The organism is Xanthomonas sp. NCPPB 2864 (assembly GCF_056675615.1).
Genome location: NZ_JBWWVS010000005.1, coordinates 63,284 through 87,638, shown reverse-complemented (window position 1 = coordinate 87,638; position 24,355 = coordinate 63,284). Strand labels below are relative to the sequence as shown.

The 24,355-nt window shown below is 65.6% G+C and carries 41 protein-coding genes and 2 tRNA genes; 28 read left to right on the top strand and 15 right to left on the bottom strand.

The window, feature by feature from the left end; all coding sequences use genetic code 11:
* The first annotated feature begins 61 nt into the window (after positions 1-61).
* From recX to AC1KVE_RS12935, 4 genes are all read left to right on the top strand, one after another.
* Entirely contained in the window at positions 62-550 is a 489-nt protein-coding gene (gene recX / locus AC1KVE_RS12950) for a recombination regulator RecX (RefSeq protein ID WP_046342362.1), read from the top strand.
* Between the two features lie 101 nt (positions 551-651).
* A complete protein-coding gene (alaS, locus tag AC1KVE_RS12945; RefSeq protein ID WP_481092258.1) occupies positions 652-3,300 on the top strand; it encodes an alanine--tRNA ligase in 2,649 nt (882 codons plus the stop codon).
* Positions 3,301-3,438: 138 nt separating this feature from the next.
* Positions 3,439-3,651 carry a carbon storage regulator CsrA gene (gene csrA / locus AC1KVE_RS12940; RefSeq protein WP_024939585.1) on the top strand — a complete coding sequence of 71 codons (213 nt, stop codon included), beginning with the start codon at positions 3,439-3,441 and terminating at the stop codon, positions 3,649-3,651.
* A gap of 83 nt (positions 3,652-3,734) precedes the next feature.
* Positions 3,735-3,827 (top strand) — tRNA-Ser (locus AC1KVE_RS12935).
* Between the two features lie 44 nt (positions 3,828-3,871).
* On the opposite strand, the gene AC1KVE_RS12930 is transcribed toward AC1KVE_RS12935, so the two are convergent.
* The 13 genes from AC1KVE_RS12930 to AC1KVE_RS12870 form a co-directional block, all read right to left on the bottom strand.
* Positions 3,872-4,096 carry a helix-turn-helix transcriptional regulator gene (locus tag AC1KVE_RS12930; RefSeq protein ID WP_115530211.1) on the bottom strand — a complete coding sequence of 75 codons (225 nt, stop codon included), beginning with the start codon at positions 4,094-4,096 and terminating at the stop codon, positions 3,872-3,874.
* Positions 4,089-4,445: a hypothetical protein gene (locus AC1KVE_RS12925; protein ID WP_481092259.1), complete on the bottom strand. Its 357-nt coding sequence runs from the start codon at positions 4,443-4,445 to the stop codon at positions 4,089-4,091. The genes AC1KVE_RS12930 and AC1KVE_RS12925 overlap by 8 nt, the downstream gene beginning before the upstream one ends.
* On the bottom strand, positions 4,438-5,079 hold the full coding sequence (locus AC1KVE_RS12920) for a J domain-containing protein (protein ID WP_481093059.1): 642 nt from the start codon (positions 5,077-5,079) through the stop codon (positions 4,438-4,440). Before AC1KVE_RS12920 ends, AC1KVE_RS12925 begins: the two co-directional genes overlap by 8 nt.
* The gene (locus tag AC1KVE_RS12915) at positions 5,076-6,143 is read right to left on the bottom strand and encodes a hypothetical protein (RefSeq protein ID WP_481092261.1); all 1,068 of its coding nucleotides are present in this window, start codon (positions 6,141-6,143) and stop codon (positions 5,076-5,078) included. Before AC1KVE_RS12915 ends, AC1KVE_RS12920 begins: the two co-directional genes overlap by 4 nt.
* 3 nt (positions 6,144-6,146) lie before the next feature.
* Positions 6,147-7,055: a recombination-associated protein RdgC gene (locus AC1KVE_RS12910; protein WP_481092262.1), complete on the bottom strand. Its 909-nt coding sequence runs from the start codon at positions 7,053-7,055 to the stop codon at positions 6,147-6,149.
* 2 nt (positions 7,056-7,057) lie between these two features.
* The gene (locus tag AC1KVE_RS12905) at positions 7,058-7,330 is read right to left on the bottom strand and encodes a hypothetical protein (protein ID WP_481092263.1); all 273 of its coding nucleotides are present in this window, start codon (positions 7,328-7,330) and stop codon (positions 7,058-7,060) included.
* Positions 7,327-8,529 (bottom strand): DNA-methyltransferase, encoded by a 1,203-nt coding sequence (locus tag AC1KVE_RS12900; RefSeq protein WP_481092264.1) that lies wholly within the window; start codon positions 8,527-8,529, stop codon positions 7,327-7,329. The genes AC1KVE_RS12905 and AC1KVE_RS12900 overlap by 4 nt, the downstream gene beginning before the upstream one ends.
* Entirely contained in the window at positions 8,526-8,744 is a 219-nt protein-coding gene (locus AC1KVE_RS12895) for a DUF7220 family protein (RefSeq protein ID WP_481092265.1), read from the bottom strand. Before AC1KVE_RS12895 ends, AC1KVE_RS12900 begins: the two co-directional genes overlap by 4 nt.
* On the bottom strand, positions 8,741-10,699 hold the full coding sequence (locus AC1KVE_RS12890) for a DNA cytosine methyltransferase (RefSeq protein WP_481092266.1): 1,959 nt from the start codon (positions 10,697-10,699) through the stop codon (positions 8,741-8,743). Before AC1KVE_RS12890 ends, AC1KVE_RS12895 begins: the two co-directional genes overlap by 4 nt.
* Positions 10,700-10,894: 195 nt before the next feature.
* A complete protein-coding gene (locus tag AC1KVE_RS12885; protein WP_481092267.1) occupies positions 10,895-11,263 on the bottom strand; it encodes a hypothetical protein in 369 nt (122 codons plus the stop codon).
* Complete coding sequence (locus tag AC1KVE_RS12880) at positions 11,260-11,772, bottom strand: hypothetical protein (protein ID WP_481092268.1); 513 nt, start codon at positions 11,770-11,772, stop codon at positions 11,260-11,262. The genes AC1KVE_RS12885 and AC1KVE_RS12880 overlap by 4 nt, the downstream gene beginning before the upstream one ends.
* Complete coding sequence (locus tag AC1KVE_RS12875; protein ID WP_481092269.1) at positions 11,769-12,071, bottom strand: hypothetical protein; 303 nt, start codon at positions 12,069-12,071, stop codon at positions 11,769-11,771. Before AC1KVE_RS12875 ends, AC1KVE_RS12880 begins: the two co-directional genes overlap by 4 nt.
* Positions 12,068-12,553, bottom strand: coding sequence for a hypothetical protein (locus AC1KVE_RS12870; protein ID WP_481092270.1), 486 nt, complete (start codon positions 12,551-12,553; stop codon positions 12,068-12,070). The genes AC1KVE_RS12875 and AC1KVE_RS12870 overlap by 4 nt, the downstream gene beginning before the upstream one ends.
* Positions 12,554-12,746: 193 nt before the next feature.
* Between AC1KVE_RS12870 and AC1KVE_RS12865 the strand changes: the two genes are divergently transcribed.
* Positions 12,747-13,238, top strand: coding sequence for a hypothetical protein (locus AC1KVE_RS12865; protein ID WP_481092271.1), 492 nt, complete (start codon positions 12,747-12,749; stop codon positions 13,236-13,238).
* A 271-nt stretch (positions 13,239-13,509) separates the two neighbouring features.
* Here the strand turns inward: AC1KVE_RS12865 and AC1KVE_RS12860 are convergent, their stop codons facing one another.
* Positions 13,510-14,061 carry a helix-turn-helix domain-containing protein gene (locus AC1KVE_RS12860; protein WP_481093063.1) on the bottom strand — a complete coding sequence of 184 codons (552 nt, stop codon included), beginning with the start codon at positions 14,059-14,061 and terminating at the stop codon, positions 13,510-13,512.
* Positions 14,062-14,147: 86 nt separating this feature from the next.
* Here AC1KVE_RS12860 and AC1KVE_RS12855 point away from each other — a divergent pair, with 86 nt between their 5' ends.
* Entirely contained in the window at positions 14,148-14,591 is a 444-nt protein-coding gene (locus tag AC1KVE_RS12855) for a hypothetical protein (protein WP_481092273.1), read from the top strand.
* Between the two features lie 92 nt (positions 14,592-14,683).
* Here the strand turns inward: AC1KVE_RS12855 and AC1KVE_RS12850 are convergent, their stop codons facing one another.
* Positions 14,684-15,016 carry a hypothetical protein gene (locus AC1KVE_RS12850; protein ID WP_481092274.1) on the bottom strand — a complete coding sequence of 111 codons (333 nt, stop codon included), beginning with the start codon at positions 15,014-15,016 and terminating at the stop codon, positions 14,684-14,686.
* 175 nt (positions 15,017-15,191) lie between these two features.
* Between AC1KVE_RS12850 and AC1KVE_RS12845 the strand changes: the two genes are divergently transcribed.
* The 22 genes from AC1KVE_RS12845 to AC1KVE_RS12740 all read left to right on the top strand — a co-directional run bounded on the left by AC1KVE_RS12845 (position 15,192) and on the right by AC1KVE_RS12740 (position 24,353).
* Positions 15,192-15,665 (top strand): phage regulatory CII family protein, encoded by a 474-nt coding sequence (locus AC1KVE_RS12845; protein WP_481092275.1) that lies wholly within the window; start codon positions 15,192-15,194, stop codon positions 15,663-15,665.
* Positions 15,665-15,958, top strand: a complete 294-nt coding sequence (locus AC1KVE_RS12840) for a hypothetical protein (protein ID WP_126962497.1) — start codon at positions 15,665-15,667, stop codon at positions 15,956-15,958. The genes AC1KVE_RS12845 and AC1KVE_RS12840 overlap by 1 nt, the downstream gene beginning before the upstream one ends.
* Before the next feature lie 89 nt (positions 15,959-16,047).
* Positions 16,048-16,257: a hypothetical protein gene (locus AC1KVE_RS12835; protein ID WP_126962499.1), complete on the top strand. Its 210-nt coding sequence runs from the start codon at positions 16,048-16,050 to the stop codon at positions 16,255-16,257.
* Complete coding sequence (locus AC1KVE_RS12830; protein WP_481092276.1) at positions 16,254-17,180, top strand: helix-turn-helix domain-containing protein; 927 nt, start codon at positions 16,254-16,256, stop codon at positions 17,178-17,180. The genes AC1KVE_RS12835 and AC1KVE_RS12830 overlap by 4 nt, the downstream gene beginning before the upstream one ends.
* Positions 17,173-17,679 carry a hypothetical protein gene (locus AC1KVE_RS12825; RefSeq protein WP_440584230.1) on the top strand — a complete coding sequence of 169 codons (507 nt, stop codon included), beginning with the start codon at positions 17,173-17,175 and terminating at the stop codon, positions 17,677-17,679. Before AC1KVE_RS12830 ends, AC1KVE_RS12825 begins: the two co-directional genes overlap by 8 nt.
* The gene (locus AC1KVE_RS12820) at positions 17,676-18,287 is read left to right on the top strand and encodes a hypothetical protein (RefSeq protein ID WP_481092277.1); all 612 of its coding nucleotides are present in this window, start codon (positions 17,676-17,678) and stop codon (positions 18,285-18,287) included. Before AC1KVE_RS12825 ends, AC1KVE_RS12820 begins: the two co-directional genes overlap by 4 nt.
* Positions 18,284-18,658, top strand: coding sequence for a RusA family crossover junction endodeoxyribonuclease (locus AC1KVE_RS12815; protein WP_478204109.1), 375 nt, complete (start codon positions 18,284-18,286; stop codon positions 18,656-18,658). The genes AC1KVE_RS12820 and AC1KVE_RS12815 overlap by 4 nt, the downstream gene beginning before the upstream one ends.
* Positions 18,655-19,368 carry a phage antirepressor KilAC domain-containing protein gene (locus AC1KVE_RS12810; RefSeq protein ID WP_481092278.1) on the top strand — a complete coding sequence of 238 codons (714 nt, stop codon included), beginning with the start codon at positions 18,655-18,657 and terminating at the stop codon, positions 19,366-19,368. Before AC1KVE_RS12815 ends, AC1KVE_RS12810 begins: the two co-directional genes overlap by 4 nt.
* Before the next feature lie 7 nt (positions 19,369-19,375).
* The gene (locus tag AC1KVE_RS12805) at positions 19,376-19,597 is read left to right on the top strand and encodes a hypothetical protein (protein ID WP_481092279.1); all 222 of its coding nucleotides are present in this window, start codon (positions 19,376-19,378) and stop codon (positions 19,595-19,597) included.
* Positions 19,594-19,791: a hypothetical protein gene (locus AC1KVE_RS12800; protein WP_481092280.1), complete on the top strand. Its 198-nt coding sequence runs from the start codon at positions 19,594-19,596 to the stop codon at positions 19,789-19,791. Before AC1KVE_RS12805 ends, AC1KVE_RS12800 begins: the two co-directional genes overlap by 4 nt.
* Positions 19,791-19,970 carry a hypothetical protein gene (locus AC1KVE_RS12795; RefSeq protein WP_104567163.1) on the top strand — a complete coding sequence of 60 codons (180 nt, stop codon included), beginning with the start codon at positions 19,791-19,793 and terminating at the stop codon, positions 19,968-19,970. Before AC1KVE_RS12800 ends, AC1KVE_RS12795 begins: the two co-directional genes overlap by 1 nt.
* Positions 19,971-19,972: 2 nt before the next feature.
* Entirely contained in the window at positions 19,973-20,422 is a 450-nt protein-coding gene (locus AC1KVE_RS12790) for a hypothetical protein (protein WP_481092281.1), read from the top strand.
* Positions 20,419-20,742: a nuclease domain-containing protein gene (locus AC1KVE_RS12785; protein ID WP_184387097.1), complete on the top strand. Its 324-nt coding sequence runs from the start codon at positions 20,419-20,421 to the stop codon at positions 20,740-20,742. Before AC1KVE_RS12790 ends, AC1KVE_RS12785 begins: the two co-directional genes overlap by 4 nt.
* Positions 20,739-21,128, top strand: a complete 390-nt coding sequence (locus tag AC1KVE_RS12780) for a hypothetical protein (RefSeq protein ID WP_481092282.1) — start codon at positions 20,739-20,741, stop codon at positions 21,126-21,128. The genes AC1KVE_RS12785 and AC1KVE_RS12780 overlap by 4 nt, the downstream gene beginning before the upstream one ends.
* On the top strand, positions 21,125-21,604 hold the full coding sequence (locus tag AC1KVE_RS12775; protein WP_481092283.1) for a hypothetical protein: 480 nt from the start codon (positions 21,125-21,127) through the stop codon (positions 21,602-21,604). Before AC1KVE_RS12780 ends, AC1KVE_RS12775 begins: the two co-directional genes overlap by 4 nt.
* 157 nt (positions 21,605-21,761) lie before the next feature.
* The gene (locus tag AC1KVE_RS12770; RefSeq protein WP_481092284.1) at positions 21,762-22,136 is read left to right on the top strand and encodes a hypothetical protein; all 375 of its coding nucleotides are present in this window, start codon (positions 21,762-21,764) and stop codon (positions 22,134-22,136) included.
* Between the two features lie 235 nt (positions 22,137-22,371).
* A tRNA-Ser gene (locus AC1KVE_RS12765) sits at positions 22,372-22,459 on the top strand.
* 49 nt (positions 22,460-22,508) lie between these two features.
* Positions 22,509-23,165 (top strand): glycoside hydrolase family 19 protein, encoded by a 657-nt coding sequence (locus AC1KVE_RS12760; protein ID WP_481092285.1) that lies wholly within the window; start codon positions 22,509-22,511, stop codon positions 23,163-23,165.
* Positions 23,162-23,665, top strand: coding sequence for a hypothetical protein (locus AC1KVE_RS12755; protein ID WP_481092286.1), 504 nt, complete (start codon positions 23,162-23,164; stop codon positions 23,663-23,665). The genes AC1KVE_RS12760 and AC1KVE_RS12755 overlap by 4 nt, the downstream gene beginning before the upstream one ends.
* Positions 23,662-23,877: a hypothetical protein gene (locus AC1KVE_RS12750; RefSeq protein WP_481092287.1), complete on the top strand. Its 216-nt coding sequence runs from the start codon at positions 23,662-23,664 to the stop codon at positions 23,875-23,877. The genes AC1KVE_RS12755 and AC1KVE_RS12750 overlap by 4 nt, the downstream gene beginning before the upstream one ends.
* A 1-nt stretch (position 23,878) precedes the next feature.
* Entirely contained in the window at positions 23,879-24,007 is a 129-nt protein-coding gene (locus AC1KVE_RS12745) for a hypothetical protein (protein ID WP_481092288.1), read from the top strand.
* Between the two features lies 1 nt (position 24,008).
* Positions 24,009-24,353, top strand: a complete 345-nt coding sequence (locus AC1KVE_RS12740; RefSeq protein ID WP_481092289.1) for a Gp49 family protein — start codon at positions 24,009-24,011, stop codon at positions 24,351-24,353.
* Positions 24,354-24,355: the final 2 nt, after the last annotated feature.

The window sequence follows — 24,355 nt, the reverse complement described above, 5'->3', positions numbered from 1 at the left end:
AGGGCAGGCGCCACGGACGGCGCATTGATGCTGTGTGGTTTTGGTACTCGGGACACCCACGATGGACGAGCAACAGCCCGCGCCAAAGCGGGGACGCCGCTTTAAGGAGCAGACGCCAGTACAACGCGCACTGGGATTGCTGGTGCGGCGTGAGCATTCGCGCAAGGAATTGAACCGCAAGCTGCTGGCCCGCGGTATCGAGCCGGACGCTGCACAGGCGGCCGTGGAGCGCCTGGCTGACGAGGGGTGGCAGGACGACACCCGTTTTGCGGCCTCGGTCGTGCGCACTCGTGCAGGCTCGGGCTACGGCCCACTGCATATCCGCGCAGAGTTGGGAACCCATGGTCTGGACAGCGATGCCATCAGCGCCGCAATGGCGACATTTGAGGGCGACTGGACCGAAAACGCGCGCGATCTGATCCGGCGTCGCTTTGGCGACCAGGGCCCCACCGATCTGCCGCAGCGGCGCAAGGCCGCCGATCTGCTGGCCCGGCGTGGTTTCGATGGCAACAGCATTCGTAGCGCCACGCGCTTCGACCTTGAGGACTGAGGGCGTCAGGCCTGCTACCCTTCGTGGTTTCAGGTTGTTCCGCTCATCTGCGCCCACATCTCATTGGGTGACCGGGACTGCCGCCCGCCCAATGCCAGCACATGAACGCACCTGCCAAATTCAGCACTTCCCAGATCCGTAGTGACTTCCTCGCGTTCTTCGAGAGGAAGGGCCACACCATCGTGCCATCCGCGCCGCTGGTGCCGGGCAACGACCCGACCTTGCTGTTCACCAACTCCGGCATGGTCCAGTTCAAGGACGTCTTCCTCGGCGCGGAGAAGCGCAGCTACGTCCGCGCGGCCGACGTGCAGCGCTGCCTGCGTGCCGGCGGCAAGCACAACGATCTGGATTCGGTGGGCTACACCGCGCGCCATCACACCTTCTTCGAGATGCTGGGGAACTGGTCGTTCGGCGACTACTTCAAGAAGGACGCCATCAGCTGGGCCTGGGAGCTGCTGACCCAGGTCTGGAAGCTGCCGGCCGAGCGGCTGCTGGTCACCGTCTATCACACCGACGAAGAAGCCTTCGCGCTGTGGCGCGACATGATCGGCATTCCGGAAAGCCGCATCGTGCGCATCGGCGACAACAAGGGTGCGCCGTACGCGTCGGACAACTTCTGGCAGATGGCCGATACCGGCCCGTGCGGCCCGTGCACCGAGATCTTCTTCGACCACGGCGACCACATCGCCGGAGGCCCCCCGGGCTCCCCGGACGAGGATGGCGACCGCTTCATCGAGATCTGGAACCTGGTGTTCATGCAGTTCGACCGCCAGCCCGACGGCACCCTGGTGCCGTTGCCGGCCCCGTGCGTGGATACCGGCATGGGCCTGGAGCGCCTGGCTGCGATCCTGCAGCACGTGCATACCAACTACGAGATCGATCTGTTCCAGGCCTTGATCGGCAAGGCCAGCGCGCTGACCGGCGTCACCGATCTGGAGAACAAGTCGCTGCGGGTGATCGCCGACCACATCCGCGCCTGTTCGTTCCTGATCGTCGACGGTGTGCTGCCGTCCAACGAAGGCCGTGGCTATGTGCTGCGTCGGATCATCCGGCGTGCGCTGCGCCACGGCTGGATGCTGGGGGTACGCCAGCCGTTCTTCAGCAAGATGGTGCCGACCCTGGTCGAGCTGATGGGCGAGGCCTATCCCGAACTGGTGGTCGCGCGGGAGACCGTGGCGCGCGCGTTGTTGGCCGAGGAAGAGCGCTTTGCCGAGACGCTGGACGCCGGCATGAAGATCTTCGACGACGTTGCCGCGCGCGCGCAGGAAGTGATTCCCGGCGCCGATGCGTTCCGCCTTTTCGATACCTACGGGTTCCCGGTCGATCTGACCTCCGACATCGCACGCGAGCGCGGCTTGCGCGTGGACATGGAGGGCTTCGAGTTCGCCATGGAGCGTCAGCGCGAGACCGCGCGTGCCGCCGGCAAGTTCGGTGGCGGCGTCGCATTGCCGGCCGATCTGGTCGCCACCATGTCGCCGACGGTGTTTCTGGGCTACGAGGCCTACGATGCCGATGCACTCAAGGTCGTGGCGTTGCTCAAGCAGGGCCGTCCAGTTGAACGCGCGGAAGCCGGCGACGAGGTCATCGTGTTCACCGACCGCACGCCGTTCTATGCCGAGTCCGGTGGTCAAGTCGGCGATAGCGGCCAGCTGAGCGGTAGCGATGTCTCCATCGAGATCACTGACACCCAGAAGTTTGCCGGCCAGTTCCATGGCCATGTCGGGCGCATCACCGAGGGTGCGCTGGCATTGGGCGATGTGCTGGCAGGCGGCATCGACGTGCAGCGTCGCGGCAAGACCATCCTCAACCACTCGGCCACGCATCTGCTGCATGCGGCCCTGCGCGAGGTGCTGGGCACCCACGTGCAGCAGAAGGGCTCGCTGGTTGCACCGGACCGCTTGCGGTTCGACTTCTCGCACTTCCAGCCGATCACACCCGAAGAGCTCGCCGTGATCGAACGCAAGGTCAACGCCGAGGTGCGCACCAACCACAGCGTGGAAGTGCACAACATGGCCATGCAGGAGGCGCTGGATTTCGGCGCGATGGCGCTGTTCGGCGAAAAGTACGGCGAGAACGTGCGCGTGCTGAAGATGGGCGGTTATTCCACCGAGCTCTGCGGCGGCACCCATGTCACCCGCACCGGCGACATCGGCTTGTTCAAGATCACCTCCGAGGGCGGTGTGTCCTCGGGTGTGCGTCGCATCGAGGCAGTGACCGGGCAGGGCGCGCTGGACCATGTCGCCGATGAGGAACGACGTCTGCTTGAGGCGGCCAGCCTGCTCGGCGGTAATGCCACCGAGGTGGTCGACAAGGTTCGCGCGCTCACCGAACGGCAGAAGCGGCTCGAGCGTGAGCTGGAGTCGCTCAAGGCCAAGCTGGCCTCCGGCGCAACTGCAGACCTGGGTTCCAGCGCGGTCGATGTGGCGGGCGTCAAGGTGGTCGCCGTGCGTCTGGAGGGCTTCGATGCCAAGGCGTTGCGCGATGCGATGGATCGCCTCAAGCAGCAGTTGGGCGATTCGGTCATCGTGTTGGCAAGCGCGGCTGCCGGCAAGGTTGCGCTCGTTGCCGGCGTGAACGGCAGCCCAACTGGCAAGGTGAAGGCGGGGGAACTCCTCGGGCATATCGCCAGTCAGATCGGAGGCAAGGGCGGTGGTCGTCCGGATCTCGCCCAGGGTGGTGGCGAGGATGGTCCCGCCCTTGCGACCGCGCTGGAAGGCGTGCCCTCCTGGGTCAAGCAACACTTGGGCTGAACACTTGTCCTGGTATGCCTTGCTGCTTGGCAGGGTGTCCCGCTACCATTTCCGGTCTATTCCCTTTACCTAGGGCGCGCCTCGTCAGTCGGCCGCCGATGCTGGTGGGAAACCCACCGGTTCCAGGAGATTTGCAAAATGTTGATCCTCACTCGCCGGGTAGGCGAAACCTTGATGATCGGCGACTCGGTCACTGTGACCGTACTCGGCGTCAAGGGCAATCAGGTGCGTATCGGCATCACCGCACCGAAAGATGTTGCCGTACACCGCGAGGAAATCTATCAGCGGATCCAGCGTGGGGATGAGCCGGTCGCTTCCGGTGCGCATCAAGGCGACGATTCTTCGAATTGATCGTCATAAAGGGTTTACGTTAGCCCCTCTTACCCGGTATTCTTCGCGGCCTGCAACGGACACCGCGGCAGGACGCAAAAACTGGAGCGATGCCCGAGCGGCTGAAGGGGCTCCCCTGCTAAGGGAGTATAGGGTCAAAAGCTCTATCGAGGGTTCGAATCCCTCTCGCTCCGCCAATGTCAAGAAGAAAGCCCCCGTAAAACGGGGCTTTTTTCGTTTCTCAGCCGGCGTGCCCCATGTTCTGCCCCACACTCTGCGATCCGGTCTGTTCGATGATCCAGGCGTCCAGCTGTGTGGACAGCCATAGCGACCGCGAGCACACCTTGTGCGGCTTGGGGAACTTGCCGGCCTGCATCTGGCGGTAGATCGTCGCCGGGCTAAGGCCCACCTTGGCGCGCACGTCCTTGATCGGTAATAGGCGCAGCTCTGTCTCGGTGTCAGGCATCGGGTGTCTCCTTCAGCAGATACTTCGTGTCGATGTTCCAGCCGGCCTCGCGCGCGCCCAGCAGGCGCAGCTCGGCTGCGTCGAATTCGTCCAGGCTCAGGAACGCGATCGCGGCATCGATATGGCCCGGCGCCAGCACGCGCCCGCGCGACAGTCGGTCGTAGACGTTCTGCACGCAGCATTGCCACGGCCCGGCCAGATCCTGGATGCGCTTGCCCTCCTCGAGGAGGTGGCGCTTCAGCAACTGGCGCACTGTGGCCTTGCCGACCGGCACGCGGATGGGCCGGCCGCCCACAGCCAGCCCGTTGTTGCGTGGCTGCCGGGGCAGGGAGCGGTCGCCGTCAGCCATTGCCGCCGCGCTCCTGCTGGTAGGCGTCCCATGCGCGCTGCACGCGCTGGAACTCGGTAGCGTCACCGCCAGCGCGGTCCGGGTGGTGCTGGGAGCGCAGCCGGCGGTAGCTGCCCTCGGGGTCGGACGGGTCCAGGATCTCGCGCCAGGACGGCGCCACGGGTGCGGGCAGGGCGGTGAAGCCTGCAAATGCCCGCTCAAGGATGGCCGCGCCTCCGTGGCGCTCGATCGCGCGCATAGCATCAAGCGTCGCGGCCACCGCGGCCAGGTTGTCGGCCACGCGGTCGTAGCGGTCGATGGCCATGCACTTGGGTGGCTGCGTCCTGTCGTAGCGGTCCAGCCAGTAAACCGCGACGCCAGGATCGGCCGGCTCTCGCTGGCTCGACCGCGGCAGGCCGTCGAGTCGCAGCTCGAGGTTGGTGCTGATGACCAGGTCGGCGTCGTCGATGCCCATGCGCTGCAGTTCGCGGCGCACGCGTTCGACGCCCTCGGCGATGGTCAACTCCCGACCATGCTCCCAGCTGCCGCCGGGGCGGGCGCGGGAGGCCTTGCCGAACCGGGCCTTATCGCGCTGGCCACCGGGTGTGCGCTTCCAGCCTGCCGGCCAGGACAAAGGCGATGCGGGTATGGTCACGGCTGCACCTCGCCTGCCGGCTTGGCCTGCTGGTCGATCAGGGCCAGCAACACCTTTCCCCTTTCGATCAGAATGATGGAGCGGTTGTAGGCTTCCGCGTGACCATCGCGCTCCTGTTGTTTGGCTTGGGCTGATAGTGCATAAATCCACGCCACTACCGGATGCCGGAATTGCACTAGGTCCACACACGCCGCTGCCGGCTGGGGGTGGGTGGCATCATCGACCGGCAGCAGCCCACACACGTCGACCAGCATCATCGCCATGTTGGCCACGTCGGCGGCGTACTCGACAATGCCAGGTTCGTCGGCGTTCTTCGTCGCCTGCTGCAGCTTGCCCATGTGGTGGTAAATCTCCAGCAGCGCGGTGCTGCTGTCCATGCTCAGCCAGCCTGGCCTGTCGCCTTTGCCTGCGTTGGCGTGGAGCTCACGCTCCATCATGGCGACGAAGGGGCGCAGGACGGGACCGTATTTTCCAGCCAGCGGCCCATCAAGCGCCGCCGCCGCAGGCCAGGCGTGAGCGAGCGCGCCGATGACCTCGTCAATCTGTCCGATCATCTTCTGCTGTATGGGCGGCAGCGCCGACTTGCAGGTGAAGTTCTCGACGTATGCCTTGGCATTGCGCAGCACAATGCGCATGCGATTGAGTTGAGCAATGGTCCTCAAGACGTCAGGGGCCGGCACAGCAGCAGGCGCGGGCGGGGCGGTGTAGAGCGGGATAGGCGGTTCGTCGTCATCACAGTAAGCAGCGGCTTCTGCAAAAGTCGGGTACAGCATCGGTTCGTCGTGATGCGTTGCCCAGGCGAACGGCTCCTGCCCCACCGGCTGGCGGGCGGCGATGGCGCATGATTGCCACCCGCGCCACATGCAATTAACTTCCTCGACCATGTAACGATCAAGATCGCGCGCGTGTCGGATAGTGCTATAGAACCGAGATGCTGCCCACGCCTCAAACTCAGCCCGCATCGCATCGGCCTGCAACTGTCCGGAATTGCCGGATTGTTCGTTCAGCCCGCCCGCCGCATCGGGCTGTGCCAACTGTTCGGAATTTCCGAATGCTTCGTTCATCGGTCAGCCCTCCACCTTCGACAGGCGCAGCGCCTGTTCGAGCACCAGGAACAGGCGGCGCATCTCAGCCGACTGCAACGCGAAGCGCGCATCCAGCTCGGCGCGCGGGCCATCGCCCTCTGCGGCGTCCAGTTGATCCATGGCGCCGTCCAGCAGCTTGAACTTGCGCACCACCAGATCCTCGCCCAGGACGAACGACTGGTTGTCATCCAGCACCAGCGCCAGCTTGGTGACCTGCTTGCCGGCTTCCAGGTGCTTCTCGATCTCGTCGCCGCGCAGCTCCTGGTGCTGGCACTTCACGATGGCGCCGCCCTCGATCGGGTCGCGCAACTCGGCCTCCTCGCCAATGCTCAGCGATGCCGGCAGCGGCTCGCCGGCAATCCAGCCGGTGAGCACTGCGCGCGGCGCGACCTCGGCGTTGAGGGGCAGAGCCGTGAAGCTGCCGAGCATTCCGCGGATCTCCGACACCACGCTTTCGCCGACCTTGCGGCTGGATGTGTCGACGATGGCCAGGCCGTGTGCCAGGTCGAGGATCACGTCAGTGCGCGAGTTTCGCACGAAGGCCTTGGGCAGCAGCTCGTGGATGATGTCGTCCTTGAGGCGCTTGCGTGCTTTGCCGCCCGGGCGCCGGCCTTCCTTCTTCTCGATGTCGGCGCACTTCTGCTCGAGCGCGTCGTTGATGACGGCGCCGGGCAGCATCTTGTCCTGGCCGCCGACGGCCAGCCACAGGAAGTCGCCGATCCGGTGTGACAGCTGCTCGGTCTCCTCGCGGCCGAAGGGCGAGACGAAGCCGCGGGAGGCCATCTCCAGCGGGCCGACAGGCTTGAGGGCGCACTGCGGCAGCAGCTCCTCGACGGCGGACAGGTCGAGGGAGGCGGGGAAGCGGAACATGGTGAGGTTGCGAAAGAACATGGTCACTCCGTGTCGGTGTGGAACGCCGCGAACTGCTGCGGCAGCTGTGAGAGGTCTGGGCGCTGGCCGTTGCGCCAGGCGGTCTGGTAGTGGCGGCCGAACTGCTCGCGGAGCTGTTCGATCTCGCGGGCTTCCGGCGACTGCGTGCTGCGGCGCAGCTGGCGGGCGTTCTCGAAGCGCTGGAGGCGCGCAGCGGGGGTGATGTCCGGCGCCATGCCGGCGAGGTCGTGCTGCACGATGGCGTCGAGGCCGCGGCCGAGGAGGGCGATGGTCATGCGACGTCTCCCAGCGGCAGGCCGATCTGCGTCGGCAGCGCCGCGTCACGTGTAGCGGCTTCGATGGCGGCGGCGATGCGTGCCTCCGCGATCGCGGCATAGGCCGGGTCCATTTCGATACCGACGAAGGCGAAGCCCTCGAGCGCTGCTGCCTTGCCGGTGCTGCCGCTGCCCGTGAAGGGGTCGAGCACGGTGCCGCCGGCCGGCGTGACCAGGCGGCACAGGTAGCGCATCAGGTCAGTGGGCTTCACCGTCGGGTGATGGTTGCCATTGCCTGCTGCCCAATCGGCGCTCTGGCAGTCGCGCATGGTTGCCTCGGCGTGCACGGCAGCGGTGTGGCCGAGGTACAGGCCATCATTCCGATCGGCGCGCGACGCCTTGGCACAGTAGAAGAAGCGCGCCGCGCTCCCGCTGTCCGCGCGCCGCGCGCCGGGGCGCATTTTGAACCCGACCGCACCAGCGTTCTCGCTGTCAGCGCTCGCTTCGTCACCGCGGCCTCGCCGCATGGAGCCATAGACGTTCTGGGTCTTCCGTTGATCGCTCTGTGTGCTGGCATCTGCCATCTGCCCAGGTGCATCCGGAAACGCCGCCAGCACTTCGGCGCTGCCGTCGTGGATCAGATTGGCAGGCCAGCGGCCGGCTGGCTGTAGGAACTCTCCCGCGGTGGCACCTTGCCGATTCATGCCGGTGGGGCTGAGACTTTGGGACACGGAGCGCCCGCCGTTCACCGCATAGGCTCCGCCACCCAAGTGCTCGAGCGTCTCTATGCGGCATCCGTCGATGTTCAGGCCGCCGGTGCCGTGCATCGCGACATTGGCTGCCACGGTGCCCACCAGCGGCTTACGCGCCATGGTGATCGGCTCCAATGCCGGCTTCAGTGCAGTACCGCCCCATTCGCCGTTGTGCGACTTCGGGAATCCTGAGCCGTAGACCCAAGCGATCATGTCGCGGATCTCGAAGCCTGCGTCCTCAATGCGCACGGCCATGCGGTGCTGCGTGCGGGTGCCGGCAAAGGCCAGTAGGTGGCCGCCGGGCTTGAGGACGCGCAGGCACTCGGCCCATATGGCCGTGCTGGGCACGTCGTAGTCCCAGCGCTTGCCCATGAAGGACAGGCCGTAGGGCGGGTCAGTGACGATCGCGTCGACCGAGGCATCGGCCAGGGTGGGCAGGATGCTGAGGCAGTCGCCAACGTGGATCATCGGCGTGCCTCCATGCGGTTGAACGCGCGGCGAACCAGGTAGCCGCGCACGATTGAGATGACCGTATAGGCGGCGGTGATCCCGAAGGCCTTGCCGGCGCCGACCGAATAGCCGAACGCGGCCAGGAAGGGAGGCGTGACGGCCCACGAGATGGCAAAGCCGATCGCGGTGCTGACGTTGGCCTCGAGGAACGACTGGAGCTTTGACTGGCTCATGCGGCCACCTGCAAAGGCAGCGGCTTCGTGTCGAGGTTCGCTCGCGCCAGCGCGACCAGCGGCGGCGGGCTGACCGAGTTGCCGCACATGCGCACCGCGGCGCTTGTGCTGATGGCGCGCCCGTCGGCGGTGTGCGTGATCCGGTAGGTGGCGGGGAAGCCCTGCGCGCGGAACAGCTCGTGCGGCTTGAGCATGCGCAGGCCGATGTCGACGATGACGTAGGGCGTGCCCTGGATCACCACCGTGACCAGTGCCATGCGATCGCGTGTCGTCGCGGTATCCAGCGGCTCGCGCAGATCCACGCCAATGCCGGTGCCGTAGTACTTCACCAGGAACGCGGCGACCTGCAGCGCACCGGCCTGCTGCTCGGCGCTCAGCGTGCACTCGATCATCCCGTGGTGCACGGTGCTGGCGCACACGGTGCCCAGCGGCTCGTCTGCTGCCTGCCCGTGGGTGTTGTTGCGCAGCGTCACCACGTGCGCGGTCGCGAGCTGCTGCTGGCTGCCGGTCGCGGTGATGGTGCTCATCGGGTCGCGTGCATCACGGCCGCCGCCTTCGTAGAAGCCGCCGTTCGCCTGCTCGAGGAATGCGCATGCGGCCGCGTGCTTTACGCCGCCGGCAACGACAGTGCCGAGCGGCTGCTGAAGGTCTAGGGCGCGTGGTGCCTGCCCCTGGCGTTCGCCGTAGCCGGTCTGCACCAGCACCGGTGCCACAAGCGCGGTGTCCGCCTTGGTGGTCATCGTGTAGAGCGGTTCGGCACCTGAGCGCGGCTCGGACTGGCCGGCGCGGCCGCCGACACCTGCGAGGATCGGCGCCACTGCCGAGAACTGGCCGCCCTTCACCCCGGCGCAGATCGTGCGCAGCGGTTCGTCGGCGCGCATGGTGCGCTGGTTGCTGGCGTTCGAGTGCTCGGTGATGAACGGCGCCAGCTCCGGTGCAACCAGCATTAGCTCGCCGCGGTTCGCGGCGGTGATCGTCGGCAGCGGCGCCTGCACGTCATTGACCCGGTCCGAGCCCTGGTGCGTGGCTGGCACGATGAAAGGATCGGCCGACTGCAGCACGTGGCGCATGACACCCTTGGCGATGCGGCGCAGCGTGGCGTCAGCGAGCGGCCGCCTGCGGGTGAAGATCGACGGGCAGGGCAGGGAGAAGTCCAGGCAATCGGCGGCGCGCACGCGCGGCTGCTGGCCCAGTGCGGTGCCGTGCGTCGGCGCCGGCCACACGATCGGCTCGCCATCGCGGCGCGCGAGCAGGAACAGTCGCTCGCGGCTGGTGCCGGCGCCGTAGTCGCTGGCGGTCAGCTTGCGCCACTCGACGCGGTAGCCCTTCGACTCCAGCGCAGCCACGAACTGACGCCAGGTGCGGCCACTATGGCGCTTGTCCGGCACCAACTGCTGATTCGCCACCGGCACGCGCTCGCCACGTGCCGCCACCGTGCCGTCCATCTTCAGGACGCGGCCGGTCACCTTGCAGCGCTTGGCCACCAGAGGACCCCAGGTCAGGATCTGCCACACGTTTTCCAGCGACAGGATGCGCGGCGCGGTGTCCGTGCCGTCTCGCAAGTCGGCACGTAGCAGCTGACCGATCCACTTCAGCGCGACCCATGAGAGCGCCCGCGTCTTGTGGCTGCGCGGCTGGCCGCCCTTGGCCTGGCTGAAGTGCGTGCAGTCCGGCGAGGCATGGAACCAGCCGATTGGCCGGCCGGCGACGTCGCGCCGCGGGTCGGCGTGCCAGATGTCCTCACGGTGGTGGATGGTCAGCGGATGGTTAGCCGCGTGCATGCCGATTGCCCACTCGTCGTGGTTGTAGGCCAGTGCCGGGTCCATGCCCAGCGCCTGCTTCAGCGCCTCGCTGGCGCCGCCGCCGCCGGCGAACAGGTCCACCACGATCTCGCCCGGGCGCAGGCACGAGACCTGCGGAGGGGGGAAGTTGAAAGCGAACGAACCGTCAGCCATGGGTGCGTGCGTCCTGTGCGGTGGTGTGGAGTGCGCTCACTTCGTGATCAACCTGGAGGTGTAGGGGACGATGGTTTCGGTGCGGCGCGCGACCGCGCGTTCCTGGTGCGCGGTGCCTTGCCAGATGCGCCACGGGTGCGCACCGGGCTTCTTGGCGCGTGCCAGCGCCGCGCTGTTCGGGTGTCTGCTTGGTGCTCATGCGTGCGCGCGCTGCGCGTAGGGCGCCAGCGGCGGCGCGATGGGCGGCAGGTTTCGGGGCAGGTCTTCGACGGGCGGCACCGGCGCGACGGCGTCGGCGATCGCTTCGTACCAGCACTTCAGCTCGCGCCAGCTGTCTTCCGGCAGGTCGATGAAGGCGCCGCGCACGTAGATGTGGTGGCCCTTGGCGACGTCAGGCTCAGGCGAGGCGAACTCGATGCCCGGCACGCGGCCTGCGACGATCGAGGCCACCGGCACGCCGCGCACCAGAACCTGCAACAGCCAGCTGCGGGAGCGATCGCACCATGCGAGCTGCACGTCGTTGTGGAAGCCCTTCACCGTGTGGCGGTAGGACTGGCGGCTCATTTGCCACCGCCAGCCGCCCTGTGGGCGGTGTCTGCTGCGTCGTATTCGCTGCCCAGGATCTCGACCATCGACGGCATGGCTTTGCGGGTGCTGGCGTACAGAAACCCGCCATGAACGAACAACGTCAGCCCTTCGATGAAGAAATCCATGCTGCTGTTGAACCCGAGGGCGCGGTAAACGGCCGTGCTGTCGATATTTCGGCTCGGTAGGTGCGAGGCCCACTCAGCGGTCAGGGCTTTCAGTTCTGCCTTCGTTTCCTGCGACGCTCCCTTCAACGGGGCGCTGCGAGGCATTTGCAGTCCGTTGCTATCCGGTGCGCGCCACAGATCGCGCGGCTTTGCCGGAGTGAACTTGATGCCGGCGAGTCGGGCCGGTTCGGCGTACATGAGGCCTTCACCGCCGAAGCGCGCGGCGAATGCATCGATTTCGGCTTGCAGCTGCGCCCGGGCATGCCTTTCTTCGTGCCATGCGGCCAGCACTGCTGGAGCGTTCGTCTTGTAGAAGCTCATGCGGCACCGCCGGCGGCGCGCAGCGCCTCATCGAACTGGTCGAGCGCCACGCGGATTGGGTGACGGACGTGCACGGTGTCTGGGCTGCCGACGTTGGCGATCGCGATGGCGTGCTCAAGGTGGGCGGAGAGCTGGCGGCCTTTCTCGAAAAGCTCGGCGACTGCTGTGCGCGCTTGTTCCATTTCGGCTATGAACATCGTGCACTCCTCCCGATGCTTCTTGGGAATGCTGGGAAGAGCCTCACGCGTTCCGGCCAGGCATCCGTCGATAGCTGCCAGCACTTCGACAGGCGCGCTCACGGCTGCACCTCAACGAATGCCAGGCCATGCATGACGCACTGCGCGCGCGCGGTGGCTGGGAAGGCAGCGGCATCGGCCGGCATCACCGCGTTGGCGCGGGCGCAGGAGTCGGGCAGGGCGTAGTCGCCGGAGTCGACCGCGTCCACGGCGTCGAGCGCGTTCTGCCAGCGGCGGGCGCTGAACTCGTCGCGGATCAGGACGGCGGCGACACCCTCGGCGCAGTCCGGCACATGGCCGGCGGTGGCGAAGCCGTTGAGGGCGGCGCGGGCGATGCCGGCGCGCAGGCTCCAGTCGTCGACGGTGGCCAGCTCGTAGACGGCCAGCGCGGCGCAGAAGCGCGGCGAGGTGATCGACAGCTGTTCGGGGATGCTCTCACCGGTGGCGGTGGTGGGCTCTGCAGCGGGCTGGCCGGTGACGGCGCAGCCTGCGGCCAGTGCGGCGGCGAGGGCCAGGCAGGTGAGGCGAGCGGTGACGGCGCGCATCTGAGTCTCCGTGCCCCGCGGCGGAATGCCGTGTTACTGGGGCGACGGAGCAATCCTACACGATATGTGTAGATCAGCAACACGTTTTGTGTAGATTATTGTGAACAACTCTTTCCTTGTTCAGCTTATTGATTTGGCAAAAAATAGTTAAGGCAAGTAGGCTTGATCCAACACAGACCACTGGGCGGCTACCGTGCAAAAACAAGTTGCGTTGACGTTTGCTGCGTTATTTCTGTTTGCGTTAAATACGGCGATCGCTCAGCAACTGAAGGACTCCACCGATCGCTTTACAGGCGTTCGAGTAGTCAAGTATGAGGGCCAGCTTTCTCTCGCCAAGCCTTTTATTGCCGCCGCTGTGAAGGAAGACAAAGGCGTCGTCAGCCGAAGCCTTGCAATAATGTTTTCATTCAAGGAGTGGAAATATTTGCAATGCCATTCTGTTCATTGGCTGGTTGATGGCGTTCCACTTTCGACTGAGCCAGCACTTCACAACGGCAAAGCGGTCCGAGGCGGAGTTGTTGAACAGATTTATCAACCGCTAACAGAAGAGCAATTTTCCAAAATCGCTGCTGGCAGCAAAGTGGAATATAAAATCTGCAACGACGAATATGAAGTTTCGGCCGAGGATGTTGTTGGTATAAAAAGCCTCTACAGCCAAACACAGTCTAGGCCTTGGGCGGGCTAACTATATCCACTTCCGTATCAGTCCGGCATCCTCGAATGACACGTCGTCGCGGATGCAGTCTAGTCCCTTGTGCATGTCTTTCATGAGCTTGACCAGATCAGCGTCGGATAATTGCTCAAGATTCCCGACGCCGACGCAAGCTTGTTCAACTAAAAGCTGCATCGGGGCGCCCCAACTTCTTTTATAGCTTCGAATCAAACGGAAATATGACTCTCGAGTGATGTCATCCATTCCGTTCTGGACTGAAGGCCTAGGGGTCTCTGGCAGCTGGCTAGGCTGACTTTCTCCGCCCACCACTCGTAGACGAGCCGGAACGCCCAGCTTTCGCTTCGCTCTTAGTGCTATGAGTTCGGCCATCCGTTCGATCGGATCTATTCCCTTCATCAGTCCCTCCTGCTGCAGTGCCTCTGCGCGCGAATCGCAACGACTCGCCCTCTGTGCTATCGCCAAGCCCGCCTGATAGCACCGCGTCAATCGCGGCAGCCAGTAGCTCTGCATCGTCTGGATCAGCAGGGTCCAAAGGATGTGGATCCTGCAATGACTGCGAAGCGAGCCGGGCGGCTGAGAGGATGGTGAGTGCTGACAGTCGCTCAACCTGAGACTGGGGTTGAGCCTCGTCACCTAAGGCGATCCAGGGGAAGCTGTATTCGGGGTGATTGATCTTGCTTGCAATCAGCCGAAGATCAGCAAGCGTAGGCTCGCGGGTCCCCTGCTCGTAGTTGGCTAGGCGCGACGGGGCATCCCAGCCGCATAGCTCAGCTAGCTTGCTTTGGGAGTAACCAGCCGCCTTGCGGGCAGCCTTGAGCCGTGACCCTAGTTCCATGGGTTGGGAAGTTACACGCGGCGTGTAGTTCATGTCCTACACGAATTGTGTTGAACGACATACACGTAACGTGTAGAGTCGGAGCCATGAACGCTCACACTGCCGTTGAACTTCACGAAGATGCCGAGTTGATCGATCAGCTCGGCGGCCCCGCTGCCGTTGCGCGTGCGCTTGGTTTTCAGATGCCGCGCGGCACCCAACGAGTCCAGAACTGGAAGTATCGGGGGATTCCTCCGTTTACAAGAGTGACGCGGACCGAGGTCTTCGGTCCTGCGGTATTCCGTGTCACGCCTGCAGCTGCCGCGGAGATCACCAAGCGCGAGCTGCGCGAAAAGCTCGGCCTTTTGAACGACGCCGGACTGGCAGTGCTGCTGAAGCTTCCGCGCGATCAGGTCGAGGCGTGGGGCGAGGACGAGCAACTGCCTGCGCTGCCCACCGTCCTGGCGCTGGTCGCCACGCAGCCGACCGAGGAACCAAAGGCTCCGTCCGATCTGGACGCAGAGCGAATCGTTCCCGTGGAGGTGGCCTGAGATGGTCAGCCTCCATACCGACAGCGCGAATCCAGCGCACGTGACTCTGGCGTACACCAACGGCGTTTGCACCGGGGTGAAGTTGCTTGCGCCTACCTCATTCCAGGCAGACCGCTTTCGAGTGGTGTCTGCAGCCCCGAGTTCTTCTGCAGTTCCAGCCGCGCGTTGTTCAGGAAAACCACAATCTCCCGACAGACGCGCAGGTGCTCGTCCCTCGTTGCGTCCGATAGCTGTGATTGCAGCATGTCTGCTGCTGAGCGTTCTGTTGCAGCGGCGAGGTTCTGCATGAGCACCTCGGTCGGATTTTCCCTGTCGAGCGCGAACTGCGCGACCACCTGGTGCAAGCCGTTTAAGCGGCCCATGAGGATATCGACCATCTCGCGCAGGTCTTTCAGTTCCGCGCGCAGCGCCTGCGTTTCGTCCATGTCGCCCTCCTTGCGGGCAGTCGTTGGAGCCGTGGGGGCACCAGCGTACCGCGCTGAGGGCGACGCCATTTTGATGCGTTCCGGCTGAGGCCGGTGCTGTTCCAGAGCAGTTGTTCTCCATGGCCGTGATGTTGCCGGCCGCCGTCACTCGAAACCACGTTCAGGCAGAAACCCGATGAACATCACCGACGCTGCATACCACACCGTTCACTCCTACCCGGGCGGTAGCGTTGCACTTGCCACGCGCTTGATCACCACGAAGGACGATGGCCGCGAGCGCGCCATGTCTGACGCGGTGCTGCGCAGCAAGGTCAATCCGAACACCACAACGCACCACCTGACCTTGGCCGAGGCGAGCCAGATCATGGGCGTGACCGGTGACGACCGCATCCTGCACGCGCTGGCTGCCGAGCACGGCTACACGCTGACGCGCACCGAGACGCCCACCGGCGGCAACATGCTTTCCGCGCTGCTGCTGGCGTCGTCGGCGAAGGGCAAGCTGGCCCAGATCATCGGCGAGTCGATCGCTGACGGCCGCATCACCGCAAACGAGGCGGCAGAGATTGCAGCAGCGTGCGGCGATGCCCAGGCGATGCTGGCAGAAGTTGCGCAGCATGCCCGCGCCGCAGCGGTAGCGGGAGCGCACTGATGTCCTGGGGATCGAAGCATCCGCTGGTGCTGAAGTCGCTGCAGGCGACACCGGACGGTCTGAAAGCAGAACCGCTGGACAAGGCAGCGCGTGCCCGCTCAATGGCCGACTCCACGCAGCTCATGAGGGAAACCGCGGGTTTCACACGCCGGGCAACCACGAACCCGTCCCTGCGCGCTCTGCTTACCGCACGCATCAAGGATCTCGACAAGCGAGTCGCCCATTGGGAAGCGGTCGCCGAGGAAGCGGAGAAAGAAGCGGCGCAGGCAGCAGCTCAGGGCGGTGGGGAATGAAGTCCACAGGTTATCCCCAGCAGGCGGACGTACGTGCAGGAAGGGCGGTTGTGCAAGCTGCGCACCGCCATCCAGAGCCGGTTCGGAACATGTCGCGACGCCAGGTGTGGGATTTGTTGAAGCAAGGCTGCAACGCGGCCGAGATTGCAGCTGCAGCGCATGTGAGTGACGCGGTTGCTTCGTCAATGATCGACGAGGCGCTCGGCCGCGTGCGCGGAGAATCGCTGCGCGAGCAGGATCGTCAGCTGGCCGACCATCGCGTGGGCCATGCGCTCGGCGGTGTGGTGGTTAGCCTATGAGCGTCGAGGCCATCACCTGGGCGCTGAAGCAGCCCGTGGACAAGTCGTCCGCCAAGTTCGTTCTGGTGGTGCTGGCCAACTGCGCCGGCGGCGACAACTGGGAGGCTTACCCGTCCGTCGCATACCTGGCCGAGGCAACAGGGCAGGACCGCAAGACCGTGCTGACGAACATGGCGCGCCTGGTGGCGGCCGGCCTCATTCGCGACACCGGCCATCGCCGCGGCACCACCAACCAGGTGATCGTCTACCGCCTCAATCCACCGAGTGCTGCTGCTCAGCAGGGCGATGCCCCGGCTTCTTACCCGGCCGTGGAACATCAAATCGAACAGTCCCAAAAACGGGACCGTTATTCCGTGGAACATTTTGGCGAGGAACAGGCCCGAAATTGGGACTCTTTCGAAGAGGTAACAGTCCCGTTTTTCCCTGCAAACAGTCCCGTTTTTCCGCCGAAACAGTCCCAAAAACGGGACACGGAACCGTCATATAACCATCAGGGAACCAATACACCACACACCACTGGCGCCGACGCTGCGCACGGTGTGTGTGGAACACAGGCAGGTTCCATCGCAGCAGCGTTGAACCGCGGCGCCCTGACGCTGAACCGCCCCGGCCTTCGCATCACCAGCCAGAACCCCGACCTGATCGCCGCAGCAGGCGAGGGCGTCACCGCCCAGCACCTGCTCGAGCTGTCCGACGTCTACCCGGACAAGCCCGCCGCCTACCTGATCGCTGCGGCACGCCGTCAGCGCGCCACGGGCGCCAACACCATCACCTCCGGAGCATCCGCCCATGCAATCCCTCGCGAAAGCGCTGCCGAGCGCACCCAACGTTTTGCCCGTGAAGCCATCCAGCGTGACGCCGCCGGCCACGCCGTCGCCGATTTCGATCACAGCGATTGCCACGGTGTGGACGCGCATGGCTGAGATCTACGGCACGCGGTGGACCAGCGGCTTCGGCGCAGACCCGTCAACCGGCGCCGGCAGCACCTGGGCGAAGGGCTTGGCCGGCGTCACGGCGCAGCAGCTCGGCGCAGGCCTGACGGCGTGCATCGCCGCAGCGGACCCGTGGCCGCCCACGCTGCCCGAGTTCCGCGCGCGCTGTCTCGGCGTGCCGAGCCTGGCACAGGTGTCGAACGAGATGCGCGGCGGTGGTGACCGCAGCGGCTTCACCGTGCTGGTGGGCCTGAAGCTGGACGGCTATCGCTACCGCGGCGCCAGCGCCAGCGATGCCGATCGCATGGTGCGCGAGGCATACGAGCTGGCGCGCGAGCACGTCATGCGCGGCGGTGAGGTACCGGAGCCTGCAACCACGGCGCTGCCGCCGCCGGCGAAGGCGCCCGAAGTGGTCGACCGCGACGCAGCACGCGCGGCGCTGGAGCGCGCTGCCGCAGAACTTGGCGACGCAACGGCGGTGCAGGCATGAAGGCCTATCCCGCCCGCGTTCGCGAATGGCTCAAGGCCAACCCGGGCGCGCATTCGCCGCGGGTGATCTTGGACGGCATGGGCATCGCCCAGGGTGCCGAGAATCGCCGGCCGTACTACAGCGCCATCAAGGACAACGCCGACGGCGGTTACCTCAAGCGCGTCGGCAACGGCCCGCGCCCGGCATACGCATTCGTGTGCGATCCGCCGCCGCACGAGGGCGAGAGCCTGTCCCGGGCCGAGAAGCACCGCGCCTACATGCGCCAGCGGCACCTCGATAACGGCGGCCGCACGATGGCGGAGCGGCGCCAGGACGAGGCGCTGCAGAAGGCGGCACGCGCGGAAAGGCTGGCGCGGGAGAAGGCGGAGCGGCTGGCCGTTCGCCAAGCGGCAAGAGAGGCCAAGCAGCAGGCCCGGCTCGCGGCCAAGACGAAGCCGGTGCGATCGCCGAAGGGCTACACGGTGATCCCGATCCGCGCGTCCGTGCTCGGCCGGCCAGTTGCCGCTCGACCGCCGGTGCAGACCGTCGACGACTGGATCCGTGCCGGCGGGCAGGTAACCCGTCTGCCTGGTGTCGAGCAGTACATCCCCGATCGGTGCCGCGCTTGATCGCCCTGACGCTCCCGTGGCCGAGCAAGGATCTTTCGCCGAACGCGCGCGTGCACTGGTCGCGCAAAGCCAAGGCGACCAAGAGCGCCCGGCAGCGCGCCGTGCTCACCGCCTTCCAGGCCGGCTGGAAGGGCATGCAGTTGCCGGCGGGCCGTCTGCACCTGTGGATCGACTTCTACCCACCGACGAAGCAGATGCCGGACGACGACAACATGCTCGGCCGCTGCAAGGCGTACCGCGACGGCCTGGCCCAGGTGTTGGGCATCGACGACCAGCGTTTCATCTCCCACCCGCTGGTGCGCGCAGAGCCGCGCAAGGGCGGCGAGGTGGTTTTCATCATCACCGGCGCGAGCCAGGACGTGCACCCATGAGCCAACTCACCATTGCCGGCGACGCGCCGGCCATCACCAGCCGTGAAATTGCCGAGCTGGTGAATTCCAGACACGACAGCGTGAAGAGGACCATTGAGCGCTTGGCCGAGTCGGGGGTAATCGAATCTCCACCAACGGTGGAAATTCGCTCTGCGACCAACACCGGCACCGCCTATCAATTCGCCGGCGAGCAGGGCAAGCGCGACAGCATCGTGGTGGTGGCACAGCTGTCGCCGGAATTCACCGCGCGCCTGGTCGACCGCTGGCAAGAGCTGGAGCGCCGCGTCGCAGCGCCGGCCGATCCTCTGGCGCTGCTGTCGAATCCGGCCGCGCTACGCGGGCTTCTGGCCAGTTATGCGGGCCGCGTCGAGGAGCTGACGCCGAAAGCCGAGGCCCTGGATCGGATCGCCATCGCCGACGGCTCGCTCAACCTGCGCGAGGCGGCCAAGACCATGCAGATCCCTGAGCGGAAGTTCCTGGCCCTGCTCGAGCAGAAGCGGTGGATCTATCGCCACCCGCTGGCTTCGACCTGGCTGGCCTACGCCGGCCGGCTGCACAGCGGCTGCCTGGAACACAAGCTCACCACCGGCGCCAAGCCGGACGGCAGCGAGTGGGTGCGCACGCAGGTGCGCGTCACCGCGAAGGGCCTCACCAACCTGGCCAAGGCGCTGAGCGCGCCGGCCGCGCTTTCCACCATTACGCACCACTGAGGCCCCGATGAGCGAAGACCTGATCTCCAACCAGCCCGCGCCGCAGCCGCGCCGCATGAAGCAGCCGACGAAGGACGTGCTGCGCGCCAACCTGGGCAGCAACCTGCAGAAGCTGATCGATGTCAGCAGCGAGAACGCGCGGTTCCGCGCGAGCTGGTGTTGGCCACTCTACGTCTGGACGCAGCGCCTGCGCACCGCGTTCGGCCGCGGCGGGAACGGCCGGGCATGACCGCGCCGGCCAAGCGCTCGGCCTGGGCGCGCAGCCAAGCCAACCAGATCCGTGCGCGGCTGGACGGCATCCATAGCAAGCCGGCCATTGGCGAGCGCGAGCGTAAGAGCAAAAGCGCGGCGATCCAGGCCAACGAGTACCAGGCCCGCAAGTTCGAACGCATCGCGGCAGCAGCAGAGAAGAGGGGGAATTGATGGACACGAACACCAACGCAGCCGACCCGCGCGCCGCGCGCCACGAGTTCGAGTCGCTGGACGACGCGACGCACTGGCTGCTGCTGCAGGGCGCCCGGTGGGCAAACGTGCACGTCGACGGCCAGGTGTGGTGCCTGGGCCGGGATGGAAGCGCAGAGCCGGTGCAAGGGAGAGCCTGACCATGGCCGAGTTCGACAGCTTCACCGAGGCGACGCGCTCCGACCTGGAATGGTGGGGCTTCGAGTTTGCGCTGCACCGCGACTTCGACTACCTGGGCCTGGCCAGCAAGAACATGCTGCAGGTGCTGATCGAGCACCGCGGCGAGATGCCGCCGCCCAATGTGGGGTTCAAGCCGCTCGAGGTGGACGCCCGGGCCCAGCGCGTGGAGGACGTCATCGGCGGCATCGCCAAGGAAGACGTGGTCATGGCCTGCGTGCTGCGCGGCTACTACTGCGGGCGCGGGCGCAAGAATTTCGAACGCATGGAGACGGCGAACAACCTGATCGCCAACGCCGGGCACGCGCCGCTGCGCCAGGGCGCCTACCTGACACTGCGCGCCGCCGGCTTCGAACTGGTCGGCCGCCGTCTGCGCCCGCACATGGTCCGCCCGCTGCTGCAGGTGGTCGCATGATCATCTCGAATGCACTACGCAAGAGCGCCGGCCACCACGACGCGCGCTGCATGCTCAACATCGCAGGGGTGTGCGACGGCCAGGGCTGCATGCTCTGCCACATCCGCATCGCTGGCGAAGTGGGCGGCGCGCAGAAGCCCGACGACGTGTGCGCCACCTTCGGCTGCGGCGCATGCCATCGCGCATTCGACTCCAACGGCACTACGCATGGCCTCAAGCGAGGCAGCGAGGACTGGCTGTTCTACGCCCTACGCGGAATGGCTCGCACGCTGCGCTGGTGGCACCAACACGGATTCCTAGACATCAAGGGGGCAGCATGAACATCGAAGAACGCATCAAGGGGATGAGCAGCGAGCAGCTGCGCGCCGAGATTCTCGCCATCGACAAGGTTCTGCAGCAGATGGGCAAGATTGTCCACGACCAGACCACTGCCAATCAGGCAGCGTGGATTGAATGGCAGCACGGGCGGGGAGCTGAGGAAGCTATGAGCTGGATCCACAATGGCCTGTGGGGCCCGGGTCTGATCCCTGACGAGGACGCGCCATATGGGAAAGAGGCCCAGGCATGGATGGATGCCAATCGTGCGGACCCCATGCCGCAGTGCGCGTGCGGCCGGCCGTCGCACATCCTTTGGATGGGTCATGGCGCTTGCTGCAATGCGCACTACGAAGAAGCAAGGGCCAAGCACGCTGCGGAGGGTGCATGAACGACATCGAGCAGACGGCGCGGGAGTTGCGGCGGCGCGCGCAGATCATGCGAGACACCGCGCAGATGAAGACGCAGCATCCGGCGTGGCTCTTGCGTGAGCTGGAGCTGGCGGCAACTGCGCTTGAAGATGCTGCGGACGCCCTATCCCAACAGCCAGCACTTATCGTCTCCGGGTCATATCCGCACGCCAACGGCGACACTTGGTACATGCTTGCCGACCTGATTGCGGGTCGGAGCGGGCCGAACGGCGAACCGATGTACAAGACTCGCGACCGGGTTGTTCCAGCTTTTGCTGCACCGAAAGCGCCGGCTGGTTTCGTGCTGGTGCCGGTGGAAACACTGCGCGACCTTGCTGAGGATGTGGAGGAATACGTTCGCAGCACTGAATTCCGTCCTGCCCGAATTGAAAAAAAGTTGACAGTCGTGCGTGAAGCACAGGCCATGCTCGCCGCCAAGCCGGAGCATCAGCCATGAATACGACTGAGCGCGTCTATCTGGTACTGGCGGTGGCTGAGCACCTGGCCTTTTCTATCGGGTTTGCTGTTGGTGTGTCGGGACGGCCAGAGTATGCTGCGTGGCTTGTAGCGATCGGTTGTTACCTGCGGCAGGGTCGTACAAGCAGGGCTGCCAAATGAAGCGCTCGCTGAAACGGTGGTGGGTGTACCTGGCGGCGGTGCCGCTGGCGGACGGGAAGAGCGCGTTCCGTCTTGGTCGGGCTGTGGACCTGGCAGCCACGCTGAAGCAGGTGCAGGAAGCATGTCCGGCACGCATCGCGAAGGTCTGGACCATGCCCACCTGCAGCGAACGCGCTGCACATGCGGCCGTTGCCGGCATGGCGTCCGATCTCGGCAAGTACTGGCAGCACGGATCGTGGCTGCACATGCGCACGGATCAGGAGGCCGACAAGGGCGCCATGCGCCGCGCGATGGAGGCTGCCGGCGCGCATGCGGACTGGCCTGACGGAGCCGGCGGAAAGCACTGGCGCGAGTTTCGATTGGACGGATGAAAAAGATGCTTGACACCCAGGGGTTAATAAGTAAATTGAGCGCATTGGTGACAGAAGCCTCCGAAGCGAAAGCTCTCGGGGGCTTCGTCGTTTCAGGGTTCGAGTCGGTAGTCACAGTGGGTGCGAATCCAGGCAACCGGCCAGCCGTGAGGCTTCCCGATGGAGTCGCATAGGTGGGGCGCTCCGTGACGGCGGCGCCCCAGCGACGCAACTGCTGTGCCGGCTCAACCACATAGGAAGCGTGGCCGAGAGGCCGAAGGCAGCGGCTTGCTAAGCCGTAGGTCCGAGAGGGCCCGTTGGTTCGAATCCAACCGCTTCCGCCAATTCCAAGCCCTGCCAACCGGTGGGGCTTTTGCGTTTCTGGAGTATCGAATGCAGCTGACCGCCCAACAACTGAAGCAGGCGGTGGGTTGCAGCGACCGAACTGCAGAGCGCTGGATCGAGCCGATCAGCGAGGCGTGCCGCCTGTACGGCATCAGCACGCCGCGGCGGATGGCCGCGTTCCTGGCGCAAGTTGGCCACGAGTCGGCTGGCCTGGCGGCCGTGGTGGAAGGACTGAACTACAGCCTCGAAAACCTGATCGACGCGTGCAAACGTGCAAAGCCGAACAGCCGGTGGCGCTCATTGCTGCCGCGGGCCAAGGAGCTGGCGCGCAACTCGGTCGGCCTGGGCAACGCTGCATACGCCAACCGCCTGGGCAACGGCGACGAAGCGAGCGGCGATGGCTACCGCTACCGCGGCCGTGGCCCGATCCAGAACACGGGCCGCGCCAACTACGCTGGCATGCGCGACACGCTGCGCGCCAAGGGCGTGCGGGACGTGCCGGACTTCGAGAAGCAGCCCGAGACGCTGGAACAGCCCAAATGGGGCGCGTTGGCGGCCGCAGCCTTCTGGGATACGCGCAACCTCAACCCGCTGGCCGACGCCGGGCGGTTCGACGACATCACCGAGCGGGTCAACGGCGGGCAGAACGGTGCCGCTGACCGCCGGGCGCGTTACGCCAAAGCGCTGAAGGCGCTCGGAGCATGATGGTGCCGGACCTCGACGACGCGACCCTGCTGGCCGCCGAACGTCAGTCGCTCGATGAGGCCGTGGTGCTACTGCAGGAATGCTGGGGCCGCACGTCCCGCCCGCGCCGCGACGCGCGCAACGTGATGCGGCTCGGCTACGGTCGGGCCATCGAAACGCGCGAGCAGAGCGAACGCGTGGCCACCATGGAGCTCACCGAAGACGTGATGGAAGCGCAGGAGACCTTGCGCGGACGATTTTTCGAACTGCTCGCCGTGCATCCGGAGATGCGCCCCTCGCTGCCGTACATCATCGCGATCGCCGACATCATCGGCGCCGAGCTGGTGCGCGACGCCACGGACCTGTGGGCTGCGGCACGCCGCGGCGACTGGCTCGAGTTCGGCTCGGTGATCCAGGAGTTCCGATGGGAGCTCTTCAGCGACGCTACCGAGCGCGATAAGCGCGCCGTGTCGCGGCTGGTGATGCGCCTTGCGATGGGCGCGGCGAGCCTGCCCACGTGACATTCAATTCCCGCAACACCGGCGCAGCCCGCTTCGGCCTGGCGTTGATCACCTTCGCGCTGTTCGGGGCCAGCATGTTCCTGCTGACGACCGAGGCAATCCCGGACCAGAACAGGGATGCATTCCAGATGCTGCTGGGCGCGCTGATTCTGCTGATGGGCTCGATCGGGCAGTACTACTTCACAAGCAAGGGCCGAGGCCCTGGCAACTGACATGACCGACCGCTGGGACCGCGGCTTGCCGCCACGTGATCCTCCCGGCTGGCTGATCACCGCACTATGCGGCGTGCTGCTGGCCGTGCTTGCCTGGATTTGGATCACCTACACCAACACGAGGGTTTGAGATGGACGACAAGAGCATCGAGCAGGAAATCCAGGCCAAGGGCCTGACCGCACCACGCGTAACGCCGGCCGACATCGAGGCATCAATCGCCAGCGAGCACTTCTTTACCGCCAAGGACGGTGCATACGGCTTCAGCATCGCTGCGATCAATGCACCTCTGGAACTTGGTCTGCTGACTTTCTGCGTGCTGGTGCTGCGTAATGGCTTCACCGTCACCGGTGAGTCGGCCTGCGCCAGCCCGGAGAACTTCGACCCCGATATCGGCCGCAAGATCGCGCGCCAGAACGCAGTCGCGAAGATCTGGCCGCTGCTAGGCTTCCGCCTGCGCGACAAGCTGGCCGGTTGAGC